Origin of the sequence: Erwinia sp. JUb26 (assembly GCF_003751505.1) — a bacterium.
Lineage (GTDB): Bacteria > Pseudomonadota > Gammaproteobacteria > Enterobacterales > Enterobacteriaceae > Erwinia.
Window position 1 is genome coordinate 92,154 of record NZ_RJVB01000002.1, and the last position, 22,401, is coordinate 114,554.

The window sequence follows — 22,401 nt, forward strand, 5'->3', positions numbered from 1 at the left end:
GCCTGCCGTAGCGGTACAGCAGGCAAATTCATTACGATGATCGTAAAACCAATCAGCGCTCGTCGCGGCGGCCGGGAACGGCGCTCCAGATACGACGAATATGCACCGTCACCTCTTCACGATCGTGATACAACTGGCGCGCCTGGATCTGGGCATTGATCCCTTCCGCCTTCAGCTTTTCATCAATCATCGCCAGGTTTTGCGACACCTCTTCATAGCGTTTTTTCATTGGCAGCTTGAGGTTAAAGATCGCTTCCCGGCACCAGCCGTTCAGCAGCCAGTCAACCATCAGGTTAGCCACGCGCACCGGCTTTTCCACCATATCGCAGACCAGCCAGTAGTTGTTATTACGGGTAGGCCGATATTTGAAGCCGTCCTCACGCTGGTGGAAAACCTGCCCGGTATCCATCAGGCTCGGCGCCATCGGGCCGTTATCTACCGCGTTTACCATCATGCTGCGTTTGACCAGCTGATAGGTCCAGCCGCCGGGGCAGGCACCCAGATCAACCGCCCACATTCCGCTGGCCAGGCGTTCATCCCATTCATCGGCAGGAATAAACACGTGGAAGGCCTCTTCCAGCTTCAGGGTTGAGCGGCTTGGCGCATCCGACGGGAACTTCAGACGCGGAATCCCCATAAAGAACGGCGAATTATTATGCGACAGCGAATAACCGACGTAGCAATAGCCCGGCGCGATAAAGAACACGTGAACGACGGGGCGCTTGGTGCTTTCGTAGTTCAGCAGCACGCCGGCTTTACGCAGGCTGGCGCGCAGCGGCACGGTGAATTTCCGGCAGAATTTCAGCAGCTCTTTGCTGGCGTTGGTGTCCGGCACTTCAACCCGCAGGTCTCCGCCCTTCTCTACCGCTCCGGTCAGCATGCCGACCACCGGCGTGATGCGGTCTTCCTGCGGTAAATCACGCAGCAATTCACCGACCACCAGCATTTGGCGGGCGAAGATCAGCTGGCTGAACTGCAGCTCGTTAATCAGCTTTTCCGCTTCGCCCTGCTGGTAGCACTCAAACAGTACGTAGGCCGAGTCTTCTTTTACCCGGGCAAAGCCATACACTTCGCGCTCGGCGGCCTTCGCCGTGATTTCCGCCGCACACTCTTTCTCAAAACCCTGACGGCAATAGAGTAAAACTTTATTCATGGCGTTCTGCCTTTTTGTTCAGACGCAGTGCGCCAATCAACATCAATATCCAACCGATCAGGAAGCAGGTGCCGCCAATCGGTGTAACGTATACCCAGACTTTCAGGTGTGAGAGCGCCAGGCAGTACAGGCTGCCGCTAAACAGCACCGTGCCCAGAGCTAAAAATGCGCTGCTCCAGTAGAACCAGATATTGGCACGGCGCAGCATCGCGGCGCCCATACCGAGAATAGCCAGAGTATGAAACGCCTGGTACTCCAGGCCGGTCTTCATCCATGACATCTCTATCGCGCCCAGAGATTTACTTAATACGTGGGAGCCAAACGCCCCAAGCGCGACGAAAAACAGGCCACTAATCGCTGAAAAAATCAGCATTGCACGACTGGACATTCGAGTATTCCTTAATCAAAACCTGCGGAAATGACCGCGTTCTGGCCGCTCATTGCTCATAGCGAAAGCGAAATTTTTCTTGTTCGCTCGCGGCTTTCGCCAGGATCCATTGGCGGAAGGCGGCTATTTTACCCAGTTCTGCCTGACTGTCATGACAAACCAGATAAAAAGCATTTTTACTGACTAATACATCGTTAAACGGGCACACCAGTCGTCCCGCTTCAATTTCGCTCTGCGCCATCACGTTATTCGCCAGCGCCACGCCCTGGCCGTGAATAGCGGCCTGGAGTACCATCGCACTGTGGCTGAAAATCGGCCCCTGCTGCACGTTAATCGCATTCAGACCCAGCTGTCGGGTGTAGGCCTGCCAGTCGCGGCGTGAAGCGTCATGCAGCAGCGTGTGGTTGCTCAGCACGGCGGGCGAGGTCAGCGGATGTTCACCGGTTAACAGCTGCGGCGAACATACCGGCAGCAGATATTCCGCGTAGAGTTTTTCCACCCGTAGCCCCGGCCAGTTGCCGCGGCCGTAGAAAATCGCCACATCCACATCGTCGGCCAGTTTCTCTTCATCACGGTCTACCGCCTGGATACGCACATCAATCCCCGGATAAGCTGAGTTAAAGCTGGTCAGCCTGGGAACCAGCCACTGAATGGCAAAACTCGGCAGCAGGCTGACGGTCAACGCGCCCTTGGCACTGCGCGCCTGGAGCTTGCGGGTGGCGTCGTTCAGTGCGGTAAAAATCTCTTTGATATCGAGGTAGTAACTCTGCCCTTCTTCGGTCAGCAGCAGCGACCGGTTGCGGCGACGAAACAGCTTCAGCCCCAGAAAATCCTCTAAGGACTTAATCTGATGGCTGACGGCAGCTTGGGTAACAAACAGTTCTTCTGCGGCTTTGGTAAAGCTGAGCTGACGCGCGGCAGCGTCAAAAACACGCAACGCATTAAGCGGTGGTAAACGTTTAGACATGGTAGATGGGCACTTTTGATTCACAGCCGGAAGTTACTTTGCAACACAGAGTAACGTATTAGTTTTTTTTATCCGAGACATTATAATTTGTCCGTTGAGGAACTACCAGCAAATACCTATAGTTGCCGCACTTCCTGAGCCGGAACGAAAAGTGTTTTGGAGTTTTGCGTTAACACGCTGAATTTTGAGGGCTTTTGGCTTGTGGTCGTGATGTTGTGTTTGCAATTGACCTGACTCTTTTAAGGTCTGGTAGCCCGGCTACCGTTTATTCCTGTAGATTTACCCTGTCTGTCCATAGTTATTTTTTCAGCACCGCAAATTGCGGTGCTTTTTTTATTGCCAGGCAAAAATTACTGCCCCATCTCGGCCATCTCTTTCACATCGGAACGGTTAATCTGCTGCTTGTTGCCATTAGCATCTTTGTAGCTGATCATACCGGTATCGTTATCGACCGAAGGTTTACCCTCAGCAACAATCGTGCGCCCGTCATTGGTGTGCATCACATAGTTGCTTGAGCAGGCAGCCAGCGTGAACACCATTGTACCTGCGACCAGAACTGCGGCTAATTTTTTCATCTTTATCTCCTTGCAGATAGTAATTCGAAAAATCACCCGCAGAACGACTTGTAAACCGACAAATGACGATAAAAAAAACTGACAAGACGGTTCTCTTATGCGGGTAATTGCTTAAAGCATGCAATATTCAGCATAACCCGCTTTTGCAGCTTTGCCAGGAAACCGCGACTTTTTCAGCCTGGTCCTAAATGAATCGACTAACCCGCAGGGTTAATGAGGAGTGTATGAAGTCATTTACCCCGCAGGGGTTTCGCCAGCAGTTTCCTGCGCTCAACGAAACCGGCTGCTATCTCGACAGCGCCGCCACCGCCCTGAAACCTCAGGCGGTCATTGAGGCCACCGAACAGTTTTATCGCCTGAGTGCAGGCACCGTACACCGCAGCCAGTTTGCCGCCGCACGCCGCCTGACAGAACGCTACGAACATGCCCGCAGCCAGGTCGCTCGCCTGCTGAATGCTGCCGACGCTAACAGCATCGTCTGGACGAAAGGCACCACCGAAGCCATCAACCTCGTTGCCCAAAGCTATCTGCGCCCCCGGCTGCAGCCGGGGGATGAGATCCTCGTCAGCGAGGCAGAGCATCATGCCAACCTGGTGCCCTGGCTGATGGTGGCAGAGCAGACCGGTGCAAAGGTAGTGAAATGGCCGATTGGCCCGGACCGCCTGCCGGATATGGCACAGCTTCCCGCCCTGCTGGGCCCGCGCACGCGCCTGCTGGCCATCGGGCAGATGTCCAACGTGACCGGCGGCTGTCCGGATCTGGCAGCCATCATCCCCCTTGCCCATGCGGCAGGTGCCAAAGTGATGGTTGACGGTGCGCAGGGCATCGTTCACTGCCCGCCGGACGTCCAGGCGCTGGATATTGATTTCTATGCCTTTTCCGGCCATAAGCTGTATGGCCCGATGGGCATCGGCGCACTGTACGGTCATCCCGATCTGCTGGCGCAGATGGCCCCGTGGCAGGGCGGCGGAAAAATGCTGACCACCGTCAGCTTCGACGGCTTTACGCCGCAGGCCGTGCCCTGGCGTTTTGAACCCGGCACGCCAAATGTTGCCGGTGTCGTCGGTCTGAGTGCCGCACTGGAGTGGCTGGAGACCATCGATGTCGCGGCGGCAGAACGCTGGTCCTGCGATCTGGCTGATTTAGCGGAAGCCCGGCTCTCTTCACTGCCGGGTTTTCGCAGCTTCCGCAGCAGCGGCTCCAGCCTGCTGGCCTTTGATATTGCCGGGGTGCATCACAGCGATGTCGTGACGCTGCTGGCGGAAAGCGGGATTTCCCTGCGAGCCGGGCAGCACTGCGCCCAGCCTTTACTGGCGGCGCTGGGGGTCAGCGGTACACTACGCGCCTCATTTGCCCCCTATAATACGCTTTCCGATGTGGACGCGCTGATCGCGGCCATGACCACCGCCCTGACACTACTGGCAGACTGATTAATGAGTACAGAAACGCTTGCGCCACATCCTTTTGGCACGCAAATTACCTCCGCCTCCCTGCTTGAACAGTTCGCCGCCTTCAAACAGTGGGAAGATCGCTACCGCCAGCTGATTTTGTTAGGCAAGCAGCTCCCCGCGCTGCCGGAGGCGTTGAAAACCAGCAGCATTGAGCTCAGCGGCTGTGAAAATCGCGTCTGGCTGGGGCATCAGCGCACGGCCGACGGCAGGCTGCATTTTTACGGTGATAGTGAAGGCAGGATCGTTCGCGGCCTGCTGGCGGTGCTGCTGACCGCCGTGGAAGGTAAAACTCAGAACGAACTGCTGCAGGAGGATCCGCTACAGCTGTTTAGCCAGTTGGGGCTGAAGGATCAGCTGAGCTCCTCGCGCAGCGCAGGGCTTCAGGCGCTGGCCGATGCGGTGATCCGCGCGGCGAAGGAATAAGCGAAAAATGGCGTCCCCGGCGGGCCCTCAGCATGAAAGATATTAGTCGCGGGTCGGTAAAACGTTGGGATGACAGGCAGCCCGAATATCACTCCGACCGCCTCTGTTTCCTGACGTCATCCTGTCGGAAAATGTCTGCTTTTGATCACAGCGCCAGGTCCCTGCTGGATCTGGTCGGATTCGCGTTATTCCGCGCGTTCGGCCTTCGCCACCATTTTTTTCAGCGCGTGTGAAACCGCAACAAAGCCGAAGGTGGCCGTCACCATCGTCGCCGCACCAAATCCGGCGGCACAGTCCATCCGTTTTGGCCCCTCGGCGGTGCTGCGTGAGGCGCAAACCGAGCCGTCCGGCTGCGGATACTTCAGCGCCTCGGTAGAGAACACGCAGTCGATGCCGAGCTTGCCCTTGCTGCCTTTAACAATCTTAAAATCACTCTTCAGCCGCTCGCGAAGTTTAGCCGCCAGCGGATCCTGAATCGTTTTCGCCAGATCGGCGACCTGAATCTGCGTCGGATCGATCTGCCCGCCCGCGCCGCCGGTGGTGATCAGCGGCACCTTATTACGGCGGCACCAGGCCAGCAGTGCCGCTTTGGGCCTGACGCTGTCGATGGCATCAATAACGTAGCTGAATCCCTGGTCCATCAGCGCTGCGGTATTGTCCGGGGTAATAAAGTCATCGACGCAGGTCACCCGGCACTCCGGATTAATCTCCAGAATGCGCTCCGCCATGACCTCTGTTTTTGCCTTTCCGACGTTATCCTTCAGCGCGTGGATCTGGCGATTGGTATTGGTGACGCAAACGTCGTCCATATCGATCAGCGTAATCGCGCCGATACCGGTGCGCGCCAGAGCCTCAGCCGCCCACGAGCCCACGCCGCCGATACCCACCACACAGACGTGAGCCTCCGCGAACAGCTGTAGCGCGGACTGACCGTACAGGCGCGCCGTACCGCCGAAGCGTTGCAGCCAGGCGTCAGATAAAGCAGTCATTGATTGTTCCTCGAAAAAAACGTCGGGCCGGTTATCCGGCCCGTGAGGGAGTTACTGGCTGACCAGTAACGAACCCTGAGTTTGGTTTTGCGTGGCGGCAGAAGAGAACATCGGCATACCGGTTCCCGGCGCGGCTTTCAGCACCCAGACGCGGCCATAGTGATTGAACCATCCGGCCATATGTCCGGCTTCCGGACCAATGCCCTGGTAAATATCAAAATGCTGCCCTTTAATTGCGCCGCCAACATCCAGCGACACCATCATACGCATCTCATATTTTCCGGTAAATTTACCGTTATTGTCCAGCAGCGGGATCTCAGCCAGCAGCGCGGTTCCCGGTGGGATTAATGCGCGGTCGGCCGCCACCGAGGCTTTCGCAATCAGCGGCACAGCACTGGCTCCACGAACCGGGGCAAAACTCTCCGGCTTAAAGAAGACAAAGGAAGGATTCTGCTCCAGCAGTTCGCGCACCTGCTCCGGGCTGTGCTCTTCGCCCCACTGACGGATAGCCTGCATCGACATATCTTCGCGCTTCACCTCACCGCGATCGATCAGCACCTTACCGATGCTGCGATAGGCGTGGCCATTCTTGCCGCCGTAGCCGAAGAACATCAGAGGACGGCCGTCACCGTAGTCGACATAGCCGCTGCCCTGCACATCCATAATAAAGTTATCCATCAGCGAATTGCTCCAGGCCGCAATATAGCGATCCCCGAGCGCACCGCTGTAGATCTGTGCCCGGCTGGGCAGCTTGCCCTTGCCGCGCGGCGGCATGCGATATAGAGGATACTGGAACTCACCCTGACGGGTGTAACGCGCCTGAATCACCGGGGTGTAGTAGCCGGTAAACTGCACGTTGCCGTAGTTATCGGCCCCTTCCATCTGATATGCATCAAGGCCGAACTGGCGCAGCTGGCGAGTATCACCGCCGGCCATCAGCCAGCTTTGCACCGCGCTGTAGGTGCCGGACTGGCGTGAATACATGCCGGAGGATGACGAGCGAATCTGTGAAACCTGATCGGCAAAGTCTTTGCCGTTGACCGGGCGTCCTTTCGCATTGGGCTGATTAACCAAAGCCAGCGGCTGCTCCAGCTTGCCGTCCTTATACTGCTGACCGCGATCGGTCGGTTTTGACGAACACCCAACCAGCAACGCCATCAGCGTGCCGGTCACCAGATATTTAGCCCAATGTCCTTTCATCCTTTATCTACCTTTATGCAGAAACCCTGCGCGAAGATAGCAAAGCCACTGGCATAATTAAATGCGCCATCGGCCCCGGCGCTCTGTTTTGTGCAACATTCCACCATTTGGTTCAAATAATGAGTAAGAGGAGCGCTTTTTCCCACTTATCTTAAAAAAGGGGTTGCAAGAAAAACCATGCGGCGTATAGTGCGCATCCACGGACGCGGGATGGAGCAGCCTGGTAGCTCGTCGGGCTCATAACCCGAAGGTCGTCGGTTCAAATCCGGCTCCCGCAACCAATTCGCAGCAGTCAGGCGAAAGAAAGAAAAAGAAAGTGTCGTGATGGAAGCGACAACGCGGACGCGGGATGGAGCAGCCTGGTAGCTCGTCGGGCTCATAACCCGAAGGTCGTCGGTTCAAATCCGGCTCCCGCAACCAATTCGCAGCGGTAATGCGAAAGCAGTAAAGAAAATGTCGCGATGGAAGTGACAACACGGACGCGGGATGGAGCAGCCTGGTAGCTCGTCGGGCTCATAACCCGAAGGTCGTCGGTTCAAATCCGGCTCCCGCAACCAATCAAACACCCTTCAGGGTGTTTTTTTGTATCTGCAGTTTACCCATCGACGCAAAGCGGACGGTTTACCCGCCCTGTCCTGTCTACTTATGTCGGCTCAGCGATGCGCCGTTAGCAAAGTAAGCCTTAATCCCGGCAAAAATCGACTCGGCCACCTGCTGCTGGAAATGCGCGGTTCGCAGCTTACGCTCTTCTTCTATATTGCTAATAAACGCCGTCTCAACCAGTATTGATGGGATATCCGGTGCTTTCAGTACCGCAAACCCGGCCTGATCGACGCTGCGCTTATGCAGATGGTTCACTTTCCCCATCCTTGAAAGCACCTCTTTACCGAATTTCAGGCTGTCGTTAATCGTCAGGCTCTGCACCATATCAAACATCGTATGGTCCAGATAGCGATCGCCGCTCATGCTGACGCCGCCAATTAAATCCGATTCGTTCTGGGTTTGCGCCAGAAAACGTGCGGCGGTGCTGGTTGCCCCTTTGGTCGACAGCGCAAAAACCGACGACCCGCGAGCGGCGCGACTGGTAAAAGCATCGGCGTGGATTGAGACAAACAGATCCGCACGCTGCTTGCGCGCTTTCGCCACCCGAACCTTGAGTGGAATAAATACATCTTCATTACGCGTCATGTACGCACGCATATTCGACTGCTTATCGATTAGCGCCTTCAGACGACGGCCAATCTTTAGCACCACGTCCTTCTCGCGGGTTTTATGCTTACCCACCGCCCCGGAATCTTCACCGCCGTGCCCGGGATCGATCATGATCACGATCGGACGATCTTTCCCGGCTTTCCCCGGCAGCGGTGCGGCGGCGGGCTGACTGCGATCCAGTTCGCCCTGGTTGTAATCTTCCAGTAATGCCAGCAGCGGATCATCATCGTGCGGCTGTTTCACCGGGTAGAGATCCAGTACCAGACGGTTTTTGATCCCGGCGACCGGTGCCAGCGTGAAGGTCTTAGGTGAAACGTTTTGCTTCAGTTCCAGTACCAGACGCACGGTGCTGGCATCAAACTGACCCACGCGGGCATTTTTAATATAGGGATCGTCCTGGCGAACCAGATTGCCCACGCCGTTCAACGTACGGTTGAGCTGAATGTTTTCAATATCGATGACCACGCGATCGGGATTACTCAGCGCAAATTGCTTATACTTCAGCGGGATATTGGACTCAATGGTCAGGCGAGAATAGGTCGATGATGGCCAGATACGAATGGCCACAACATGGCCGCCGGCAGCCATACCTGCCCGGCTGACGCTGAGCAGTAATATTGCTCCTGCCCCCTGTAAAAGCCGTCGGCGGTTAAGGGATGTTGAATCGGTCATGCCACTCCAGTTGCGGTGAATTGTTTAATAAAAAGACAAACGTTCGTTTTTTGCAAAAACTTTAGCGAATCCCATTGCCAGTGTCACCCCAAAAAAGCGATTAAATGCAGCACATTAGCCAGGAAAAAAATCTGTACCGGGTGATAAATAAGGAAAAATCCCACTTGCACCGGAAGCAATAAAAGAATAAAAATACACAATTACCGAATAATAATGCAAAGAGGGTTTGCCGTGAAGGAACGTAGTACCGAGCTGGTTCAGGGTTTTCGCCATACCGTTCCCTATATCAATGCCCACCGTGGTAAGACGTTTGTCATTATGCTGGGTGGTGAAGCCATCGAGCATGAGAACTTCTCGAGCATCATTAACGATATTGGCCTGCTGCACAGCCTCGGCATCCGCCTGGTGGTGGTTTACGGGGCCAGGCCACAGATCGATGCCAACCTGTCTGAGCGAAATCTCGAGCCCATTTATCACAAACACACCCGCGTAACGGACGCCCAGTCGCTGGAGCTGGTCAAGCAGGCGGCCGGTCGACTGCAGCTGGATATTACCGCTCGCCTGTCAATGAGCCTGAACAATACGCCGCTTCAGGGCGCGCATATTAATGTAGTCAGCGGCAACTTTATTATCGCCCAGCCGCTGGGCGTGGATGACGGGGTAGATTACTGCCACAGCGGCCGTATCCGCCGCATTGATGAAGAGGCGATTCACCGCCAGCTGGACAGCGGTGCCATCGTGTTAATGGGCCCGGTGGCGGTTTCCGTTACCGGTGAAAGCTTCAACCTGACCTCGGAAGAAGTGGCCACCCAGCTGGCGATTAAGCTGAAGGCAGAAAAGATGATCGGCTTCTGCTCAGAACAGGGCGTGACCAACCGCAACGGTGATATTGTCTCCGAGCTGTTCCCGAATGAAGCGCAGCAGCGCATTGAAGAGCTGGAAAACGATCGGGATTATCATTCCGGCACCGTGCGTTTTCTGCGCGGTGCGGTGAAGGCCTGCCGCAGCGGCGTACGCCGCAGCCACCTGATCAGCTATCAGGAAGACGGGGCTCTGCTACAGGAGCTGTTCTCTCGTGACGGTATTGGTACGCAGATCGTGATGGAGAGCGCCGAACAAATTCGCCGCGCCACCATTAACGATATCGGCGGCATCCTGGAGCTGATCCGTCCGCTGGAGCAGCAGGGTATTCTGGTGCGTCGCTCACGCGAGCAGCTGGAAATGGAAATCGACAAATTCACCATTATCGAGCGCGATAATCTGACCATTGGCTGTGCCGCACTGTATCCGTTCCCGGAAGAGCAGATTGGCGAAATGGCCTGTGTTGCGGTCCATCCTGATTACCGCAGTTCCTCACGCGGCGAAGCCCTGCTGGAGCGTGTTGCGCTACAGGCCCGCCAGATGGGGCTGAAAAAGCTGTTCGTGTTGACCACACGCAGCATTCACTGGTTCCAGGAGCGCGGCTTCCAGCCGGTGGACGTGGAGCTGCTGCCGAGCAGTAAGAAAGAAATGTACAACTACCAGCGCCGTTCCAAGGTGCTGATGGTGGATCTTCGGGAAAACAGCGTGCACGTGCGCCAGAGCTAACCGGCGCCGCGCCGTTTTTACAGTCGTTCCACCAGCCCGCTGCGCCGCTGGGTACGCATTTTCACCGCGCTGTTAAAGACGCGGGTATCGGCGTACAGCGTCAGCTGATGCTTCGCACGGGTAATACCGGTATAAACCAGCTCGCGGGTTAATACCGGCATCACCTGATTCGGCAGCACCATCAGCGTGTGCTCGAATTCCGATCCCTGCGATTTGTGCACCGTCATCGCATACGCGGTGTCGTGCGGCGGCAGGCGGCTGGGCTGCACCGCCTTGATCGAGCCATCCGGCAGCGGGAAAAAGACCTTCAGCGCCCGCTCATCATCCAGCATGGCGATGCCAATATCACCGTTAAACAGTCCCAGTATGCGATCGTTGCGGGCAATCATCACCGGCCTGCCGACGTACCACTTACCGTTTGCCGCCGTCATACGACGTATCAGCCCGCTGTGGCGCAGCGTGGCTTCAATGCGCTCATTCAGACCGCTAACGCCGAACGGCCCTTCGCGCAGCGCACACAGCAGTTGGAAGCGACCAAATGCCAGCAGTACTTCAGCAGGCGTCGCCCCCTGAGCCAGCAGCGTGAGATAGTCACGATAGCCAGCCGCACAGTCGTTAAGCAGTTGCTGATACTCGTCGCTGCTGCTTAAGCCACAGCGACGGATATCGTTGAACTCACCGCTAAACACCGCGTCGGCGCGTTTGATATCTCCGGCGTTCACCGCCATCGCCAGTTGACCAATCCCCGAGGAAGCCGTAAACCGATAGCTTTTGCGCAGCAGACAGATCGCATCACGGACGAGCGGAGCGGCCGCATCCTCATTCCCGATCACCTCACAGCCGGTGAGCCGGGTCAGTTCCGCGGCACGCGCCGGACTGTAACCGTACTCGGCGCATCGGCAGATATCCCCCAGCACGGCCCCCGCCTCTACGGAGGCCAGCTGATCGCGATCGCCGAGGAAGATCACCCTCGCCTGCGGCGGCAGCGCGGCAATCAGATTCGCCAGCATCGGCAAGTCCACCATCGACGCCTCATCCACCACCAGCACATCAAGGTGTAATGGATTACCGGCGTGGTAGCGCATACGCTGGCTGCCGGGTAGCGCCCCCAGCAGACGGTGCAGCGTTGTCGCTTCAGCGGGGAAGCGTTTCAGCACGGCCTCATCCAGCGCCAGCTGCTGTAGCGTTTTCCCCAGCGATTCGGTCAGGCGTGCTGCGGCCTTGCCGGTGGGTGCCGCCAGTTCAATGCGTGGCGTGCCGGGATACAGCTCAATCAGGCAGGCCAGCAGCTTGGCAACCGTGGTGGTTTTCCCCGTGCCCGGGCCGCCGGAAATCACAGCAACCTGCCGGGTGAGGGCAACCGCTGCGGCAATTTTCTGCCAGTCTTCCGGCTGCTGGCCGAAATAGTGGTCCAGCGTTGCCCGTAGCGCAGCCTCATCAACCGGCAAAGGCTGCTGCTGGCGGTGAATAAACGCCACCACCTCCCCTTCGCTCTGCCACATGCGGTGCAAATAGAGCCTCTGCTGTTGCAGCACCAGCGGCGTAGCATGCGAACCGTCGCTCACAGCAGGATTATCCGACAACAGTTGATGCCAGTCAGTGGGTGAACCGGCAGCCTGCCAGATTGCCTGCGCCAGTTCCGGATGACGCCCGGCGAACATCTCCTGCGGATTTAGCAGTTCAAGAGGCAGGCAAACGTGCCCTTCCCCGGCGTCGCGGCTGACTAACGCCGCAGCGAGCATCAGTGCGGGCTGCTGCTCACCCGCTACCATCAGGGCAAACTGCACGTCCAGCGTACGCAGCAGGCGCTGGCGGCAGGCCAGCTGCAGGTAATCGATAAGCGTCATGCTTCACTCTCCGCTTCGCCAGCAAACAACCGGTCGAACGCGTTGATAAACTCCGCCTGCGGCCGCGTGCTGAAGATACCGTTACTGCCTTCCGTGCCGTCCAGCCCGCGCAGAAACAGATAGATCACGCCACCAAAGTGCTGTTCATAATCGTAACCGGCCAGACGCTGCCGCAGGTAGCGATGCAGCGCCAGGCTGTAAAGTTGATACTGTAAATCATAGCGATGAGACTGCATCGCCTGCGCCATCGCCTCCTGGGTATAGGCACTGCTCTCCTCACCCAGCCAGTTAGACTTGTAGTCGAGCAGGTAATATTTTCCCTGCCAGCAGAATACCAGGTCGATAAACCCTTTCAGCATGCCGCGGACCTGATAGAAATCGAGGGGTGGACATCCGGCAGAGAGCGGATCCTGACGCACCAGCCGATCCAGATCGTCGGCCATCAGCAGGCGGGAAATCGGCAGATAAAATTGCAGCTCCACCCGGCACGTATCCGGTGAAAGCTGATTCAGGCTGACGCCGCTGTCATTAAGCGGGGTCTGCAAAATACGCTGCATCCATTCCGTCATCGTCGGTAGCCAGGCCAAATCCAGCCCTTCGGCGCCGAGCCGTTCTGCCAGCCACTGTTCATCGAGCGGCGCTGAGAAGTCCAGCGACTCAAACAGGCCGTGCAGGAACGTTCCGGGTGCCGCACCGCGCGGGAATGTATGCGGCGTCAGCTGCGGCAGCAGCGAATCCTGCGCCTCGCCGGCGGCATCTACATCCAGCCTCGGCAGCAGATCCAGCGCCGCGGCGTGGCCGTGCTGCTGTAAACCTGAATAGCTGGTCACCCGCCAGTCATCCCGCAGCGAACGGGTGAGCTGCTGACTGCTCAGGCTTAGCTGGTCTTCCGCCTCCGGCCGCCACAGACTGGCCTCCGTGAGCGGTACGGCGGCCAGAGCGGTGTGATCGCTTTCCATCTCCTGCAGCAGGCGATGCAGCGTTGCTGCATCGGCCGCTTCGCCGCGCTGAATGAGATATCCCGGCGCGCTGTGGTGCAGATCGCTGTTGCCCTCTTTCTTGCGCGTTCCTTTAATCAGAGGAGCAATCCCGACGCTGCAGTGGTAAACCGAACGCGTCAGCGCCACGTACAGCAGACGCAAATCCTCGGCCAGCCGCTCTTCTTCCGCCAGCTGAGCGCTTTCCTCATCCTGCTGTAAATCCAGCAGCGCCTCGAAGGTCTGCCTGTCGTGATAGATACCGTTTTCCGCCGGGCGGTAGTTAGCCACAAACGGCAGCCAGACCAGTGGATACTGCAGGCCTTTCGATTTGTGAATAGTGACGATCTGCACCAGATGGCGATCGCTCTCCAGCCGCAGCTGCTGATTGGCCACCTGGCCATCGGGCTGCACCACCTGCTGCGCCAGCCAGCGCACCAGCGCATGCTCGCTGTCCAGCGAGGTCGCCGCCTCCTGCAATAATTCGCCCAGGTGCAGCAGGTCGGTCAGACGCCGTTCACCGCTGTCGGATGCCAGCAGATTTTCGGCGATTTGCCGCTTTACCATCAGCTCACGCAGCATTGGCAGCACGCCGCGCTTCAGCCAGCGCTGACGATAATGATCGAACTCATCCACCAGCGCATCCCATGCACGCTCATCTCGGCTCAGGGCATCCAGCGTCAGCGCATCAAGGCCAAACAGGCTGCTGGCCAGCGCACTGCGCAAAATACGCTCCTGCTCCGGTGCCAGCACGGCCTGCAGAAGCAGAAGGATTTCGCGTGCTTCCGGCGTGGTGAATACGCTGTCGCGGTTGGAAAGATAGACGGAAGGAATGGCCAGCCGGTTCAACGCATCGCGCATCACGGCGGCTTCGCTGCGGCTGCGCACCAGAATAGTAATATCAGACGCCTGGAGCGGCTTGAGGTGCGGCGCTTTACCGATCAGTGCCAGCCCCTGCTGTCCGGCGGTCAGCCAGCGACAAATTTCCGTCGCACACTGCTGCGCCATATAGTGCTGATAATCCGTCACCCCCACGCCGTCGCCGGGCTGCAGCCAGAACTTCAGCGCGGGCTGCTCTATGCCGTCCACGCTAAAGCTCAGGGAGCGATTGGGCTCCGCCGGGCTCACCGCAATAAAGGGAATTTCCTGAAAAACAAACGGCGCAGGATGACGCTGAAACAGCTGGTTGACGCTGGCCACCATTGCCGGTGACGAACGCCAGTTTGTTTCGAGAGTGTAGTGAGCGCTGACTTCTGCCCGCGCCTTCATGTAGGTAAAAATATCCGCACCGCGAAACGCGTAGATGGCCTGTTTCGGGTCGCCAATCAGCAGCAGAGCGCTGTCGGCCTGTCCCACGTACAGCGTCTGAAAAATTCGATACTGCTGCGGGTCGGTATCCTGGAATTCATCGATCAGCGCCACCGGGAAGCGCTGTCGCACGGCCGCAGCCAGCACATCTCCGCCGGGCTGCTGCAGCGCCGCATCGAAACGGCCAAGCAGATCGTCAAATCCCAGCTGTGCGTGCAGACGCTTTTCCTGCCGGGTGACGGCGCGGATTTCTTCCAGCGCGCGGGCAATAATCAGGTCGCGCAGCGTGCGCGGCTGCGCCAGAAAGGCATCAATTTGCTCGAACAGCGGATGGGCGGGCGCCACGCCCTTTTTGGTTTTTTCCACCAGCACCCGCTGGCCGAAGCGTTCCAGATCTTTCGCCACCTCGTAATCAAGCGTGTCGCTTTGCGCCCACTGGGTGATTTTGTTCAGCCAGTTAGGTAAGTGCTTACTGTTGTAGCTGCGCCTGTCGATACCGGAACCATCAACCAGCTCGAACAGGTTTTCTGCGGACAGCCACGCCTGCTTTAAGGCCGTTATCTGCGCGATGATCGCCTCGTGCCGCTGTACCAGCGTTTCTTGCGGATCCGGCGCTGACTTCAGCGAGGGGGCTTCGCCCCCCAGCCAGGGCGACAGGTCCCTGAGCAGCTGTTCCGGACCGTCCCATAGCTGGCGAACGACTCGGGCAACCGGCAGAGGCAGCGGATAGCAGTGGCGTCGCCAGAAATCTGCCGCCGCACGACGGCGCAGCGGCGTTTCATCCTCTATCAACTGCTGCTCGAACAGCATGCCGGATTCAAACGCGTTCAGGTTGAGCATCCGCTGGCAGAAGCCGTGAATGGTAAAGATACCGGCCTCATCCATCTGCCGTTCGGCCGCCAGCAGTACCGCCGAGGCCTGCCGCAGATCGGGGATCTGCTCAATCAGCGCTTGCAGCATCGGGTTACGGCTTTCGCCGCGCACGCAGTCAATGCGCAGCGCGTGAATGTTTTCACGGATGCGCCCGCGGAGTTCGGCGGTGGCGGCCTCGGTAAAGGTCACCACCAGAATTTCCTCCACCGACAGCGGGCGGTTGAATGCCGACTCCCCTCCCAGCCCCAGCAGCAAGCGCAGGTAAAGCAGACCGATGGTAAAGGTTTTCCCCGTACCCGCCGATGCTTCAATCAGCCGCTCGCCGTGCAGCGGCAGGTTTAAGGCATTCAGCCTTTCGGCAACCTGCTGACTCATGGTTTATCCTGGCTCACCGGGAACGACTGCTGCAGAGTAGAAAGATCTTTCCAGGTCTTCCAGCCTGCCGGAGCCGCATAATCCGCCTTACCGTGATGGCTGCCGGAAATCTGCGACAGCAGTGCCAGACCGGTTGGGGCAATCACGGCCTGGTGGAAGAAATCAGCAATGCTTTCCGGGGTCAATGCCTGGATCTGCGCAATCACTTTTTCACGGGTATCAAACTGATAGTTCTCACGGTTAAAGTCCTTGCTGTAGCGACCGGCCTCTTCGTCCAGCGTCTGCGGCCGCTGTTTCAACTCGTTGATCATCGCCGCCTGATACTGGGCAAAATCCTCTTTACTCAGGGCACGCAGGCGTTTTTCAGCGGTCGGATAAAATGCCTGGAAACGCTGCAGCAGATAAGCAGGCTGCTTGACGTTACTTTGCAGCAGGAAACCGATCCCCCACTGACGGCCCACGGGCATCTGGAAGGCGAACACCGCATAGCCCAGTTGCTCTTCGGTACGCAGCTGGTTATAGAACCACGGCTGGATAATCTGGCTCAGCATCGTGCTGCTGGCCATGCTTTGATGTTCATCAAAGCCCACCGGCACATACACCGCCGCCAGCGCCGAATCCGTACTGCTTCCCACCTTCTGCAGGTTAGCCAGCGCCTTTTTATCCACTTTAATAAATTCGCTGTGCCACCAGCTGTGGCCTTCACAGTTCAGCTGCTGCCTGACCTGTTCAGCCAGATCGTTTACCGCTGTCGGGGTCATATTCCCGACCACCAGCAGCTCCGGCGTGGACTGCTCCAGCAGCATTTTACGGTAGTCCAGCAGTTGCTGCAGGGTGATTGCAGGCAGCAATTTACGACGCTCGCTGCGCTGGGTATAAGGCAGACGCGACAGGAGCTGCGCGGGCTGGATAGCCAGTTCAAATGCCTTGCCTTTTTCGGCCGAGTCCAGGCGCTCAAGATACCAGGACTTGGCCTGTTCCAGCTGCTGTTCGGTCGGCGTGAAGCTGGCATAGCCTTCCAGCAGCTGTTTCATCAACTTCGGCAGACGCTGGGTAAAGCCGCTGGCACTGAAGGTCACGCCATCATCTTCCCCGGTGGAGAAACTGATGCCGCCGACCGACGCCTGCGAGCTCAGTTCATCCAGCGCTACGCCGGCCAGATAGTCATTCAGTGCAAACAGCACCTGATTCTGCGCCGTATCGACCGCTGCTTTATTACGCAGTGCCAGAGTGATATTGGCCTTCGGCTCGTCAGCATAGTACTGGCTGGGCATGTAGAACACCCGCAGCCCAGGCTGATTGAGCAGCTCCTGCGGACGATCGTACTTCTTATCCTGCTTGATCAGGCTGAAGTCGTCAGGAATGTACGGATTGAGCACCGGCAGAGACAGAGTGAGTTTGTTGCTCTCGGTCTGCCATTGACTGAATCTTTCGCTGGTGATCTTATCCACCTGGTAAGGCGCATCAACGAAGTAGGCCGTTTTATCGTGCGGTTCATTCGGGCTGATAAACCAGATGCGGGCATTCTGCGGCGTCATCCCGTCCAGTCGCGCTTTAATGGCCTGCGGATCGTAGCGGTCGGCGATATAAGGCGCATCCAGCACGTCGGCAACCGGCACGCGCAGCATGGTGTCTACCAGCCATTCGATGTAGTCCATATCACGGGTAATAGACGGGTAGCGGAAATCCAGATCCAGCACGTGCGCCACTTCATCAAAGTAGCTTTTATCAATACCCTGCGTGCGTAAGGTATTCAGGTAGCTGAACACGGCGGCGATGACCTCGTCGCGATTGGCCTGGCCTTTATCCGTGAGGGAAACGGAAATCGAGAATACCCCGCCGTTGCGATCGATAACCGGATCGGCACCGGCGCTGATGGAGTCAGCCAGTCCGCGGCTTTGCAGCCAGTCGGATAAGGTGTTTTTGCTGCGGTTACCAATCAGATAGCCAATCAGCGTATCGGTTTTACTGCGGAACTCGGCGCTGTTGTTATCAATGCGAAACTCAATACGCAGCTGCTTGCGCGGCTGTGCCGGCACATAGTGAATAATGATACCTTTCTGCTTATCGGTCACCACCGGTACGGTGATCTCCGGCACCGTCGCCTGACGGTTTTCTACGCGGCCAAAGGTTTCGGCGGCAATTTTTTCCATCTCGGGAAGTGGTTTATTGCTGTATATCACCGCCTTCATCAGATTGGCTGAGTAATAACGCTGATAAAACGCCTTCAGCGCATCGTGCAGTTTACTGCCCGGCTTATCGCGCAGGGTTTCCAGATTCCCGCCGGAGAAACGAGAGCTGGGATGATCGGGATTAAGCGTTTCTGCACCAACCTGAGCCATGCGCAGGCCGTCGCGCGAGCGCGCCATGGTCAGTTCGGCGTTCACTGCATTACGCTCACGATCGGCGTTCACCGGATCGAGCAGCGGCTCGGCGATCGCATCGGCCAGCCTGTCGGCAGCCGGTTGCAGCGCATCGTTCTCGACTTCCAGATAAAACGCTGTGCGGTAGGATGCGGTGCTGGCATTGTGGCTACCCCCGTGCTTTTTCAAAAATTCAGCGAGGTTATCCGGCTGCGGGTAACGCTTTGAGCCCATCAGCACCATGTGCTCGAGGTAGTGGGCCAGGCCAAGCTGATCGGTGGGATTTTCCAGAGACCCCACCGGCAGCGCCAGGGCGGCCAGTGACTTTGTGGCCTTATCGTCGGATACCAGCAGGACGGTCATGCCGTTATCAAGGCGGATGGCCTTATACTCGCGAGGATCTTTTTCACTTTTGCGGATAATGTCTGTAACCGGTTGCCATCCGGTTTCTGCCTGCGTCAGCGGGCTGAACAGGGCGAAAAAGACAAAGTAAACTAACCAGACTGCATAACGACGCATTCAAACTCCCTCAATTTTGCTGGTGTTTAATTGTTATAAAATAACACTACAGGAGATCATCCTGATTGTCCGTAAAACTTCCCATGTCTTCCGTGGGGAAAGTGGTACATCACCAAATACTATACAGAACGGTGCGCCTGACGCAGCGATAACAGCCAGCGCTCGGCATGCCCGGTCATTACCTGCAGGTGCGTTTCATCCAGCGTGCGGATCACCCGTTGCAGATAAGGATCGCCGCCCTCGCCCTCAATCTGATAATTCCCCTGCCAGCGCGCCAGCAGTTTGCCGCACGCTTTTTTCTGCGTGACCTCGTCGCGCAGCAGATCGCCGGATGATTCATCGTAGCTTTCCTCCAGCCAGGCTGCACCCGATTCTGTCAGCAGCAGCGGCGAGCACATGCCCTGCCGGTATCCTTCAATGTAGTGGGCAAGCTGTATCCCGGCTTCATCTGCCGCCATCGCCGGGAAACGCCATTCGCTATCGTTGCGGCCCAGCATCAGACTGGTACCGTTGCCGCCCAGCGCGCAGTAAACCAGGTGCTCCAGCCACAGAGTCAGGCCATCCTTAAAGTTGAGATTTCCCGGACGCCAGCGCAGCAGCCCGCTGTCCTGCACCTGGGGCAGCCAGCCGGTAAGCAGTACGCCGTCAATCTGCAGCGAGATTTCCCGGCTTTCCGCCGCGGCGCGCTGTTCGCGAACGCGACCGGCCAGCACGCGCATTTCCTGTTCCTGTTCTTCCCAAATCAGTTCGCCGAAAGCGCCGTAGGGCAAGGCACCTGAAGCACGCTGTCGGGCATAGAGCCGGGAACTTTCCTCTCCCTCGATCAGACTGTTTAGCAACTGTGCATTCATCTGGTAGCGAGTCAGGCCGTCCAGCGCAAAAGGCTCCGCGTCCGGCAATTCCATCTCTTCCAGCCTGAAGCTGACGCCCAGCCGCATGCTGAAAAATGCCCTGACCGGATGACGCCAGAAGCGCACCAGCCGCTCAAAGCTCAGCGTATCAAGATCTTCCGCCGCTAAAGGCTGCATAAATGGCGGATGAGCAATCCCCGACGCTTTAGCGGCAGGGAGCCATTCTTCAGCAAAGCTTCTGAACTCCGCATTCGCACTGAAGTTTTCGGCAGCAAACGGCATCCTGCTGTGCAGGTGATGCAGATGATTCGCCACGTTTTGCGCACTGTGGTCAACGTCCAGTGACCGGTCTTCAGGCAAACAGAAGCTCTGGCAGATGTACTCCACTAATTCACTGACCAGCACGGAGGGATATCGTTCCGTATTATCCTGAATTGAACGGGCAATGTAGCTGATATACAGCTGCTGCTGGGCTGAATTCAACGCTTCCAGAAACAGATAGCGGTCGTCATCCCGGCGGCTGCGATCGCCCTTTTGCAGCTGCTTGCTCATTAGGTCAAAACCCAGCGGCGGCAGCGTTCGAGGATAAATACCGTCGTTCATGCCCAGCAAACACACCACCTTGAAGGGAATGGAACGCATCGGCATTAGCGTACAGAAGTTAACCGGCCCGGCGAGGAAACGCTGGCTGATGCGTTGCTGATCGAGCCGGGAGACCAGTTCATCACGCAGCACGGTCAGCGGCACGGCCTGCTGATAGCTGGCCTCAACGCCGTAGCCAATCACCAGCTTCCACTGCTCTTCGATCAGCGTCAGCGCCGCTTCCGTTTCCGCGTCACAGACAAAGAAATCATCCAACAGCTGGCGACAGAGCGGCAGCCAGTGCGCCAGATCGCTGGTATCACCCAGCCAGCGCCGCCAGCGGTGCAGCTGCATCAGTAAATCGGCCAGATTCCCCGCCAGTTCAGCAATCAGACCGCTGGATTCATCATAGGGCAGGATCCCCTGCCATTCTCCCGCTTCGCTGTTCATCGCATAGCCCAGCAGCATCCGCGTCAGACCGAAGTGCCAGGTATGCTGGCCGGTGGCGGGCAGGTCCAGTTCTCTAACGTTGTCATCATCCAGGCCCCAGCGAATGCCGGATTCGGCCACCCAGTGGCGCAGCAGCCGCAGGCCCTCTTCATCAATAGCAAATCGCCCCACCACCGCTGGCACTTCAAGCAACGCCAGCACGTCTTCCGCCGTGAATCGGCTGTCTGGCAGGCTCAGCAGCGAAATAAATGCCTGCAGCGCCGGGTGCGCCTGGCTGGCTCGACGGTCGGAAATGGCAAACGGCAACGTGCGCTCCGGTGGCGCATTGCCAAAGACCGCCTGAATAAAGGGCGTGTAGGCGTCGATATCGGCCACCATAACGATGATATCGCGTGGGGTCAGCGTCGGATCCTCGGCCATCATCGCCAGCAGGCGATCCTGCAGGACTTCGACCTCGCGCTGCGGACTGTGACACTGATGGATCACTATTGACCGATCTTCCGGTGCCAGCAGGCGTTTGGCCTCACTGGTTTCCCACTCGCTTTTTTGCAGCCCGATAACCGCGTTATCTTCCAGTTCCAGCAGATCCCGTTTCAGGGTTTGCAGCAGGTTAACCGGTTCAAGATCGACAAAGGCGAAAACCTCATTGGGCTCTATCTGCGCCAGCAGGTAGAGATTATCGCGCCCCAGCTTGCCCCAGGAGGCCAGCAGCGGGTTGCTCAGCTGCTGCTCTCCGGCCTCATTGAACAGTGTTGATGCGCTGTCGGCATCACGGAACTGCGGGACCTCATGATTATCCTGATAGTGCCTGCGGTTGCGGCTTTGCAGCTTGGCCAGAAACGCGTAATCCTGGATATCACCCCAGTAGTGGCGACAGGGATTGGTAAACAGCAGGTGAATATCAATGTGTTTACCCAGCGCGCTCAGAGCCTGTAAATAGACCGGCGGAAGTGCAGAAATCCCGCAGATAAACACCCGGTCGGGCAAGTTTTCCGGGCGCGTCGGGCTGTTTTCCAGGCGATGAATAAAACGCTGGTAAAGGTTGGCACGATGCCACTCGGGCTGGCCGAGCTGATGAGTATACTCAACCAGCGCTGCCCACAGCGGAGCCTGCCAGATTTGCGCCTCGCCAAGCCCCTCGGTCAGCTCGCCTTTTTCCCAGCCGTTCAGCCACTGAGGCCGGTACACCAGATACTGGTCAAACAGATCCGCCACCCTGGATGCCAGCTGAAACAGCTTGCGCTTATCCTCGTCATCGCTCAGGTAATTGCGCAACGTAGCGAACGCCTCTCCCGGCAGCATGTCAGGGAGGATTGCCATCAGTTTCCAGCTCATGCCGGACTTACTGAATGCGCTTTCGCGCGGAATATCCGGCAGCACGCGCACAAACATGTCCCAGATAAAGCTGGCGGGCAGCGGGAAATCAATATTGGCAGCAATACCAAAATCTTCGGCCAGCGACATTTGCAGCCACTGCGCCATGCCGGGGCTTTGCACCAGCACCACTTCCGGATTCAGCGGATTGGGCAAGGGCCGATTTTTTATCTGCCATGATGCCAGCGTCTTAAGCAGATCCAGCTGATTGGAGTGGTAAACCGTGAACATAACCGACAGATTCTCAACGTAAGTGGGTTTAATT

At 57.4% G+C, this 22,401-nt stretch carries 14 protein-coding genes and 3 tRNA genes; 6 read left to right on the plus strand and 11 right to left on the minus strand.

Going from position 1 to position 22,401, the window contains the following annotated elements; all coding sequences use genetic code 11:
• Positions 1 to 52: 52 nt before the first annotated feature.
• From rlmM to EC836_RS05580, 4 genes are all read right to left on the minus strand, one after another.
• A complete protein-coding gene (rlmM, locus tag EC836_RS05565) occupies positions 53 to 1,153 on the minus strand; it encodes a 23S rRNA (cytidine(2498)-2'-O)-methyltransferase RlmM (protein WP_123330966.1) in 1,101 nt (366 codons plus the stop codon).
• Entirely contained in the window at positions 1,146 to 1,541 is a 396-nt protein-coding gene (locus tag EC836_RS05570; RefSeq protein WP_123330968.1) for a DUF423 domain-containing protein, read from the minus strand. Before EC836_RS05570 ends, rlmM begins: the two co-directional genes overlap by 8 nt.
• A 49-nt stretch (positions 1,542 to 1,590) precedes the next feature.
• Positions 1,591 to 2,508: a transcriptional regulator GcvA gene (locus EC836_RS05575; protein ID WP_123330970.1), complete on the minus strand. Its 918-nt coding sequence runs from the start codon at positions 2,506 to 2,508 to the stop codon at positions 1,591 to 1,593.
• A 350-nt stretch (positions 2,509 to 2,858) separates the two neighbouring features.
• Positions 2,859 to 3,083, minus strand: coding sequence for a YgdI/YgdR family lipoprotein (locus EC836_RS05580; RefSeq protein ID WP_123330972.1), 225 nt, complete (start codon positions 3,081 to 3,083; stop codon positions 2,859 to 2,861).
• A gap of 224 nt (positions 3,084 to 3,307) precedes the next feature.
• On the opposite strand from EC836_RS05580, the gene csdA reads away from it, so the two are divergent.
• Entirely contained in the window at positions 3,308 to 4,513 is a 1,206-nt protein-coding gene (gene csdA / locus EC836_RS05585) for a cysteine desulfurase CsdA (RefSeq protein WP_123330974.1), read from the plus strand.
• A gap of 3 nt (positions 4,514 to 4,516) precedes the next feature.
• On the plus strand, positions 4,517 to 4,957 hold the full coding sequence (gene csdE, locus EC836_RS05590) for a cysteine desulfurase sulfur acceptor subunit CsdE (RefSeq protein ID WP_123330976.1): 441 nt from the start codon (positions 4,517 to 4,519) through the stop codon (positions 4,955 to 4,957).
• 185 nt (positions 4,958 to 5,142) lie between these two features.
• Here the strand turns inward: csdE and tcdA are convergent, their stop codons facing one another.
• Both tcdA and mltA read right to left on the minus strand, forming a co-directional pair.
• Entirely contained in the window at positions 5,143 to 5,946 is an 804-nt protein-coding gene (gene tcdA / locus EC836_RS05595) for a tRNA cyclic N6-threonylcarbamoyladenosine(37) synthase TcdA (protein WP_123330978.1), read from the minus strand.
• Between the two features lie 51 nt (positions 5,947 to 5,997).
• Positions 5,998 to 7,146 (minus strand): murein transglycosylase A, encoded by a 1,149-nt coding sequence (mltA, locus tag EC836_RS05600; RefSeq protein ID WP_123330980.1) that lies wholly within the window; start codon positions 7,144 to 7,146, stop codon positions 5,998 to 6,000.
• A gap of 204 nt (positions 7,147 to 7,350) precedes the next feature.
• On the opposite strand from mltA, the gene EC836_RS05605 reads away from it, so the two are divergent.
• The 3 genes from EC836_RS05605 to EC836_RS05615 all read left to right on the plus strand — a co-directional run bounded on the left by EC836_RS05605 (position 7,351) and on the right by EC836_RS05615 (position 7,703).
• Positions 7,351 to 7,427: transfer RNA gene (locus tag EC836_RS05605), tRNA-Met, on the plus strand.
• A 62-nt stretch (positions 7,428 to 7,489) separates the two neighbouring features.
• Positions 7,490 to 7,566 (plus strand) — tRNA-Met (locus EC836_RS05610).
• A 60-nt stretch (positions 7,567 to 7,626) separates the two neighbouring features.
• Positions 7,627 to 7,703 (plus strand) — tRNA-Met (locus EC836_RS05615).
• An 82-nt stretch (positions 7,704 to 7,785) separates the two neighbouring features.
• Here the strand turns inward: EC836_RS05615 and amiC are convergent.
• Positions 7,786 to 9,030, minus strand: coding sequence for an N-acetylmuramoyl-L-alanine amidase AmiC (gene amiC / locus EC836_RS05620; RefSeq protein WP_123330982.1), 1,245 nt, complete (start codon positions 9,028 to 9,030; stop codon positions 7,786 to 7,788).
• A 213-nt stretch (positions 9,031 to 9,243) separates the two neighbouring features.
• Between amiC and argA the strand changes: the two genes are divergently transcribed.
• The gene (argA, locus tag EC836_RS05625) at positions 9,244 to 10,617 is read left to right on the plus strand and encodes an amino-acid N-acetyltransferase (RefSeq protein WP_199735038.1); all 1,374 of its coding nucleotides are present in this window, start codon (positions 9,244 to 9,246) and stop codon (positions 10,615 to 10,617) included.
• A gap of 17 nt (positions 10,618 to 10,634) precedes the next feature.
• Here the strand turns inward: argA and recD are convergent, their stop codons facing one another.
• From recD to recC, 4 genes are all read right to left on the minus strand, one after another.
• Positions 10,635 to 12,464 carry an exodeoxyribonuclease V subunit alpha gene (gene recD, locus EC836_RS05630; protein ID WP_123330986.1) on the minus strand — a complete coding sequence of 610 codons (1,830 nt, stop codon included), beginning with the start codon at positions 12,462 to 12,464 and terminating at the stop codon, positions 10,635 to 10,637.
• On the minus strand, positions 12,461 to 15,997 hold the full coding sequence (gene recB / locus EC836_RS05635) for an exodeoxyribonuclease V subunit beta (protein WP_123330988.1): 3,537 nt from the start codon (positions 15,995 to 15,997) through the stop codon (positions 12,461 to 12,463). The genes recD and recB overlap by 4 nt, the downstream gene beginning before the upstream one ends.
• A complete protein-coding gene (ptrA, locus tag EC836_RS05640) occupies positions 15,994 to 18,879 on the minus strand; it encodes a pitrilysin (protein WP_123330990.1) in 2,886 nt (961 codons plus the stop codon). The genes recB and ptrA overlap by 4 nt, the downstream gene beginning before the upstream one ends.
• 119 nt (positions 18,880 to 18,998) lie before the next feature.
• Positions 18,999 to 22,367 carry an exodeoxyribonuclease V subunit gamma gene (gene recC, locus EC836_RS05645; protein WP_123332120.1) on the minus strand — a complete coding sequence of 1,123 codons (3,369 nt, stop codon included), beginning with the start codon at positions 22,365 to 22,367 and terminating at the stop codon, positions 18,999 to 19,001.
• Positions 22,368 to 22,401: the final 34 nt, after the last annotated feature.

Bases quoted from the DNA above. Each gene is read 5' to 3' on its own strand.
- argA (WP_199735038.1), top strand. From the start codon at position 9,244: ATGCAAAGAGGGTTTGCCGTGAAGGAACGTAGTACCGAGCTGGTTCAG.
- rlmM (WP_123330966.1), bottom strand. From the start codon at position 1,153: ATGAATAAAGTTTTACTCTATTGCCGTCAGGGTTTTGAGAAAGAGTGT.
- EC836_RS05570 (WP_123330968.1), bottom strand. From the start codon at position 1,541: ATGTCCAGTCGTGCAATGCTGATTTTTTCAGCGATTAGTGGCCTGTTT.
- recD (WP_123330986.1), bottom strand. From the start codon at position 12,464: ATGACGCTTATCGATTACCTGCAGCTGGCCTGCCGCCAGCGCCTGCTG.
- amiC (WP_123330982.1), bottom strand. From the start codon at position 9,030: ATGACCGATTCAACATCCCTTAACCGCCGACGGCTTTTACAGGGGGCA.
- recC (WP_123332120.1), bottom strand. From the start codon at position 22,367: ATGTTCACGGTTTACCACTCCAATCAGCTGGATCTGCTTAAGACGCTG.
- recB (WP_123330988.1), bottom strand. From the start codon at position 15,997: ATGAGTCAGCAGGTTGCCGAAAGGCTGAATGCCTTAAACCTGCCGCTG.
- EC836_RS05580 (WP_123330972.1), bottom strand. From the start codon at position 3,083: ATGAAAAAATTAGCCGCAGTTCTGGTCGCAGGTACAATGGTGTTCACG.
- csdE (WP_123330976.1), top strand. From the start codon at position 4,517: ATGAGTACAGAAACGCTTGCGCCACATCCTTTTGGCACGCAAATTACC.
- mltA (WP_123330980.1), bottom strand. From the start codon at position 7,146: ATGAAAGGACATTGGGCTAAATATCTGGTGACCGGCACGCTGATGGCG.
- csdA (WP_123330974.1), top strand. From the start codon at position 3,308: ATGAAGTCATTTACCCCGCAGGGGTTTCGCCAGCAGTTTCCTGCGCTC.
- ptrA (WP_123330990.1), bottom strand. From the start codon at position 18,879: ATGCGTCGTTATGCAGTCTGGTTAGTTTACTTTGTCTTTTTCGCCCTG.
- tcdA (WP_123330978.1), bottom strand. From the start codon at position 5,946: ATGACTGCTTTATCTGACGCCTGGCTGCAACGCTTCGGCGGTACGGCG.
- EC836_RS05575 (WP_123330970.1), bottom strand. From the start codon at position 2,508: ATGTCTAAACGTTTACCACCGCTTAATGCGTTGCGTGTTTTTGACGCT.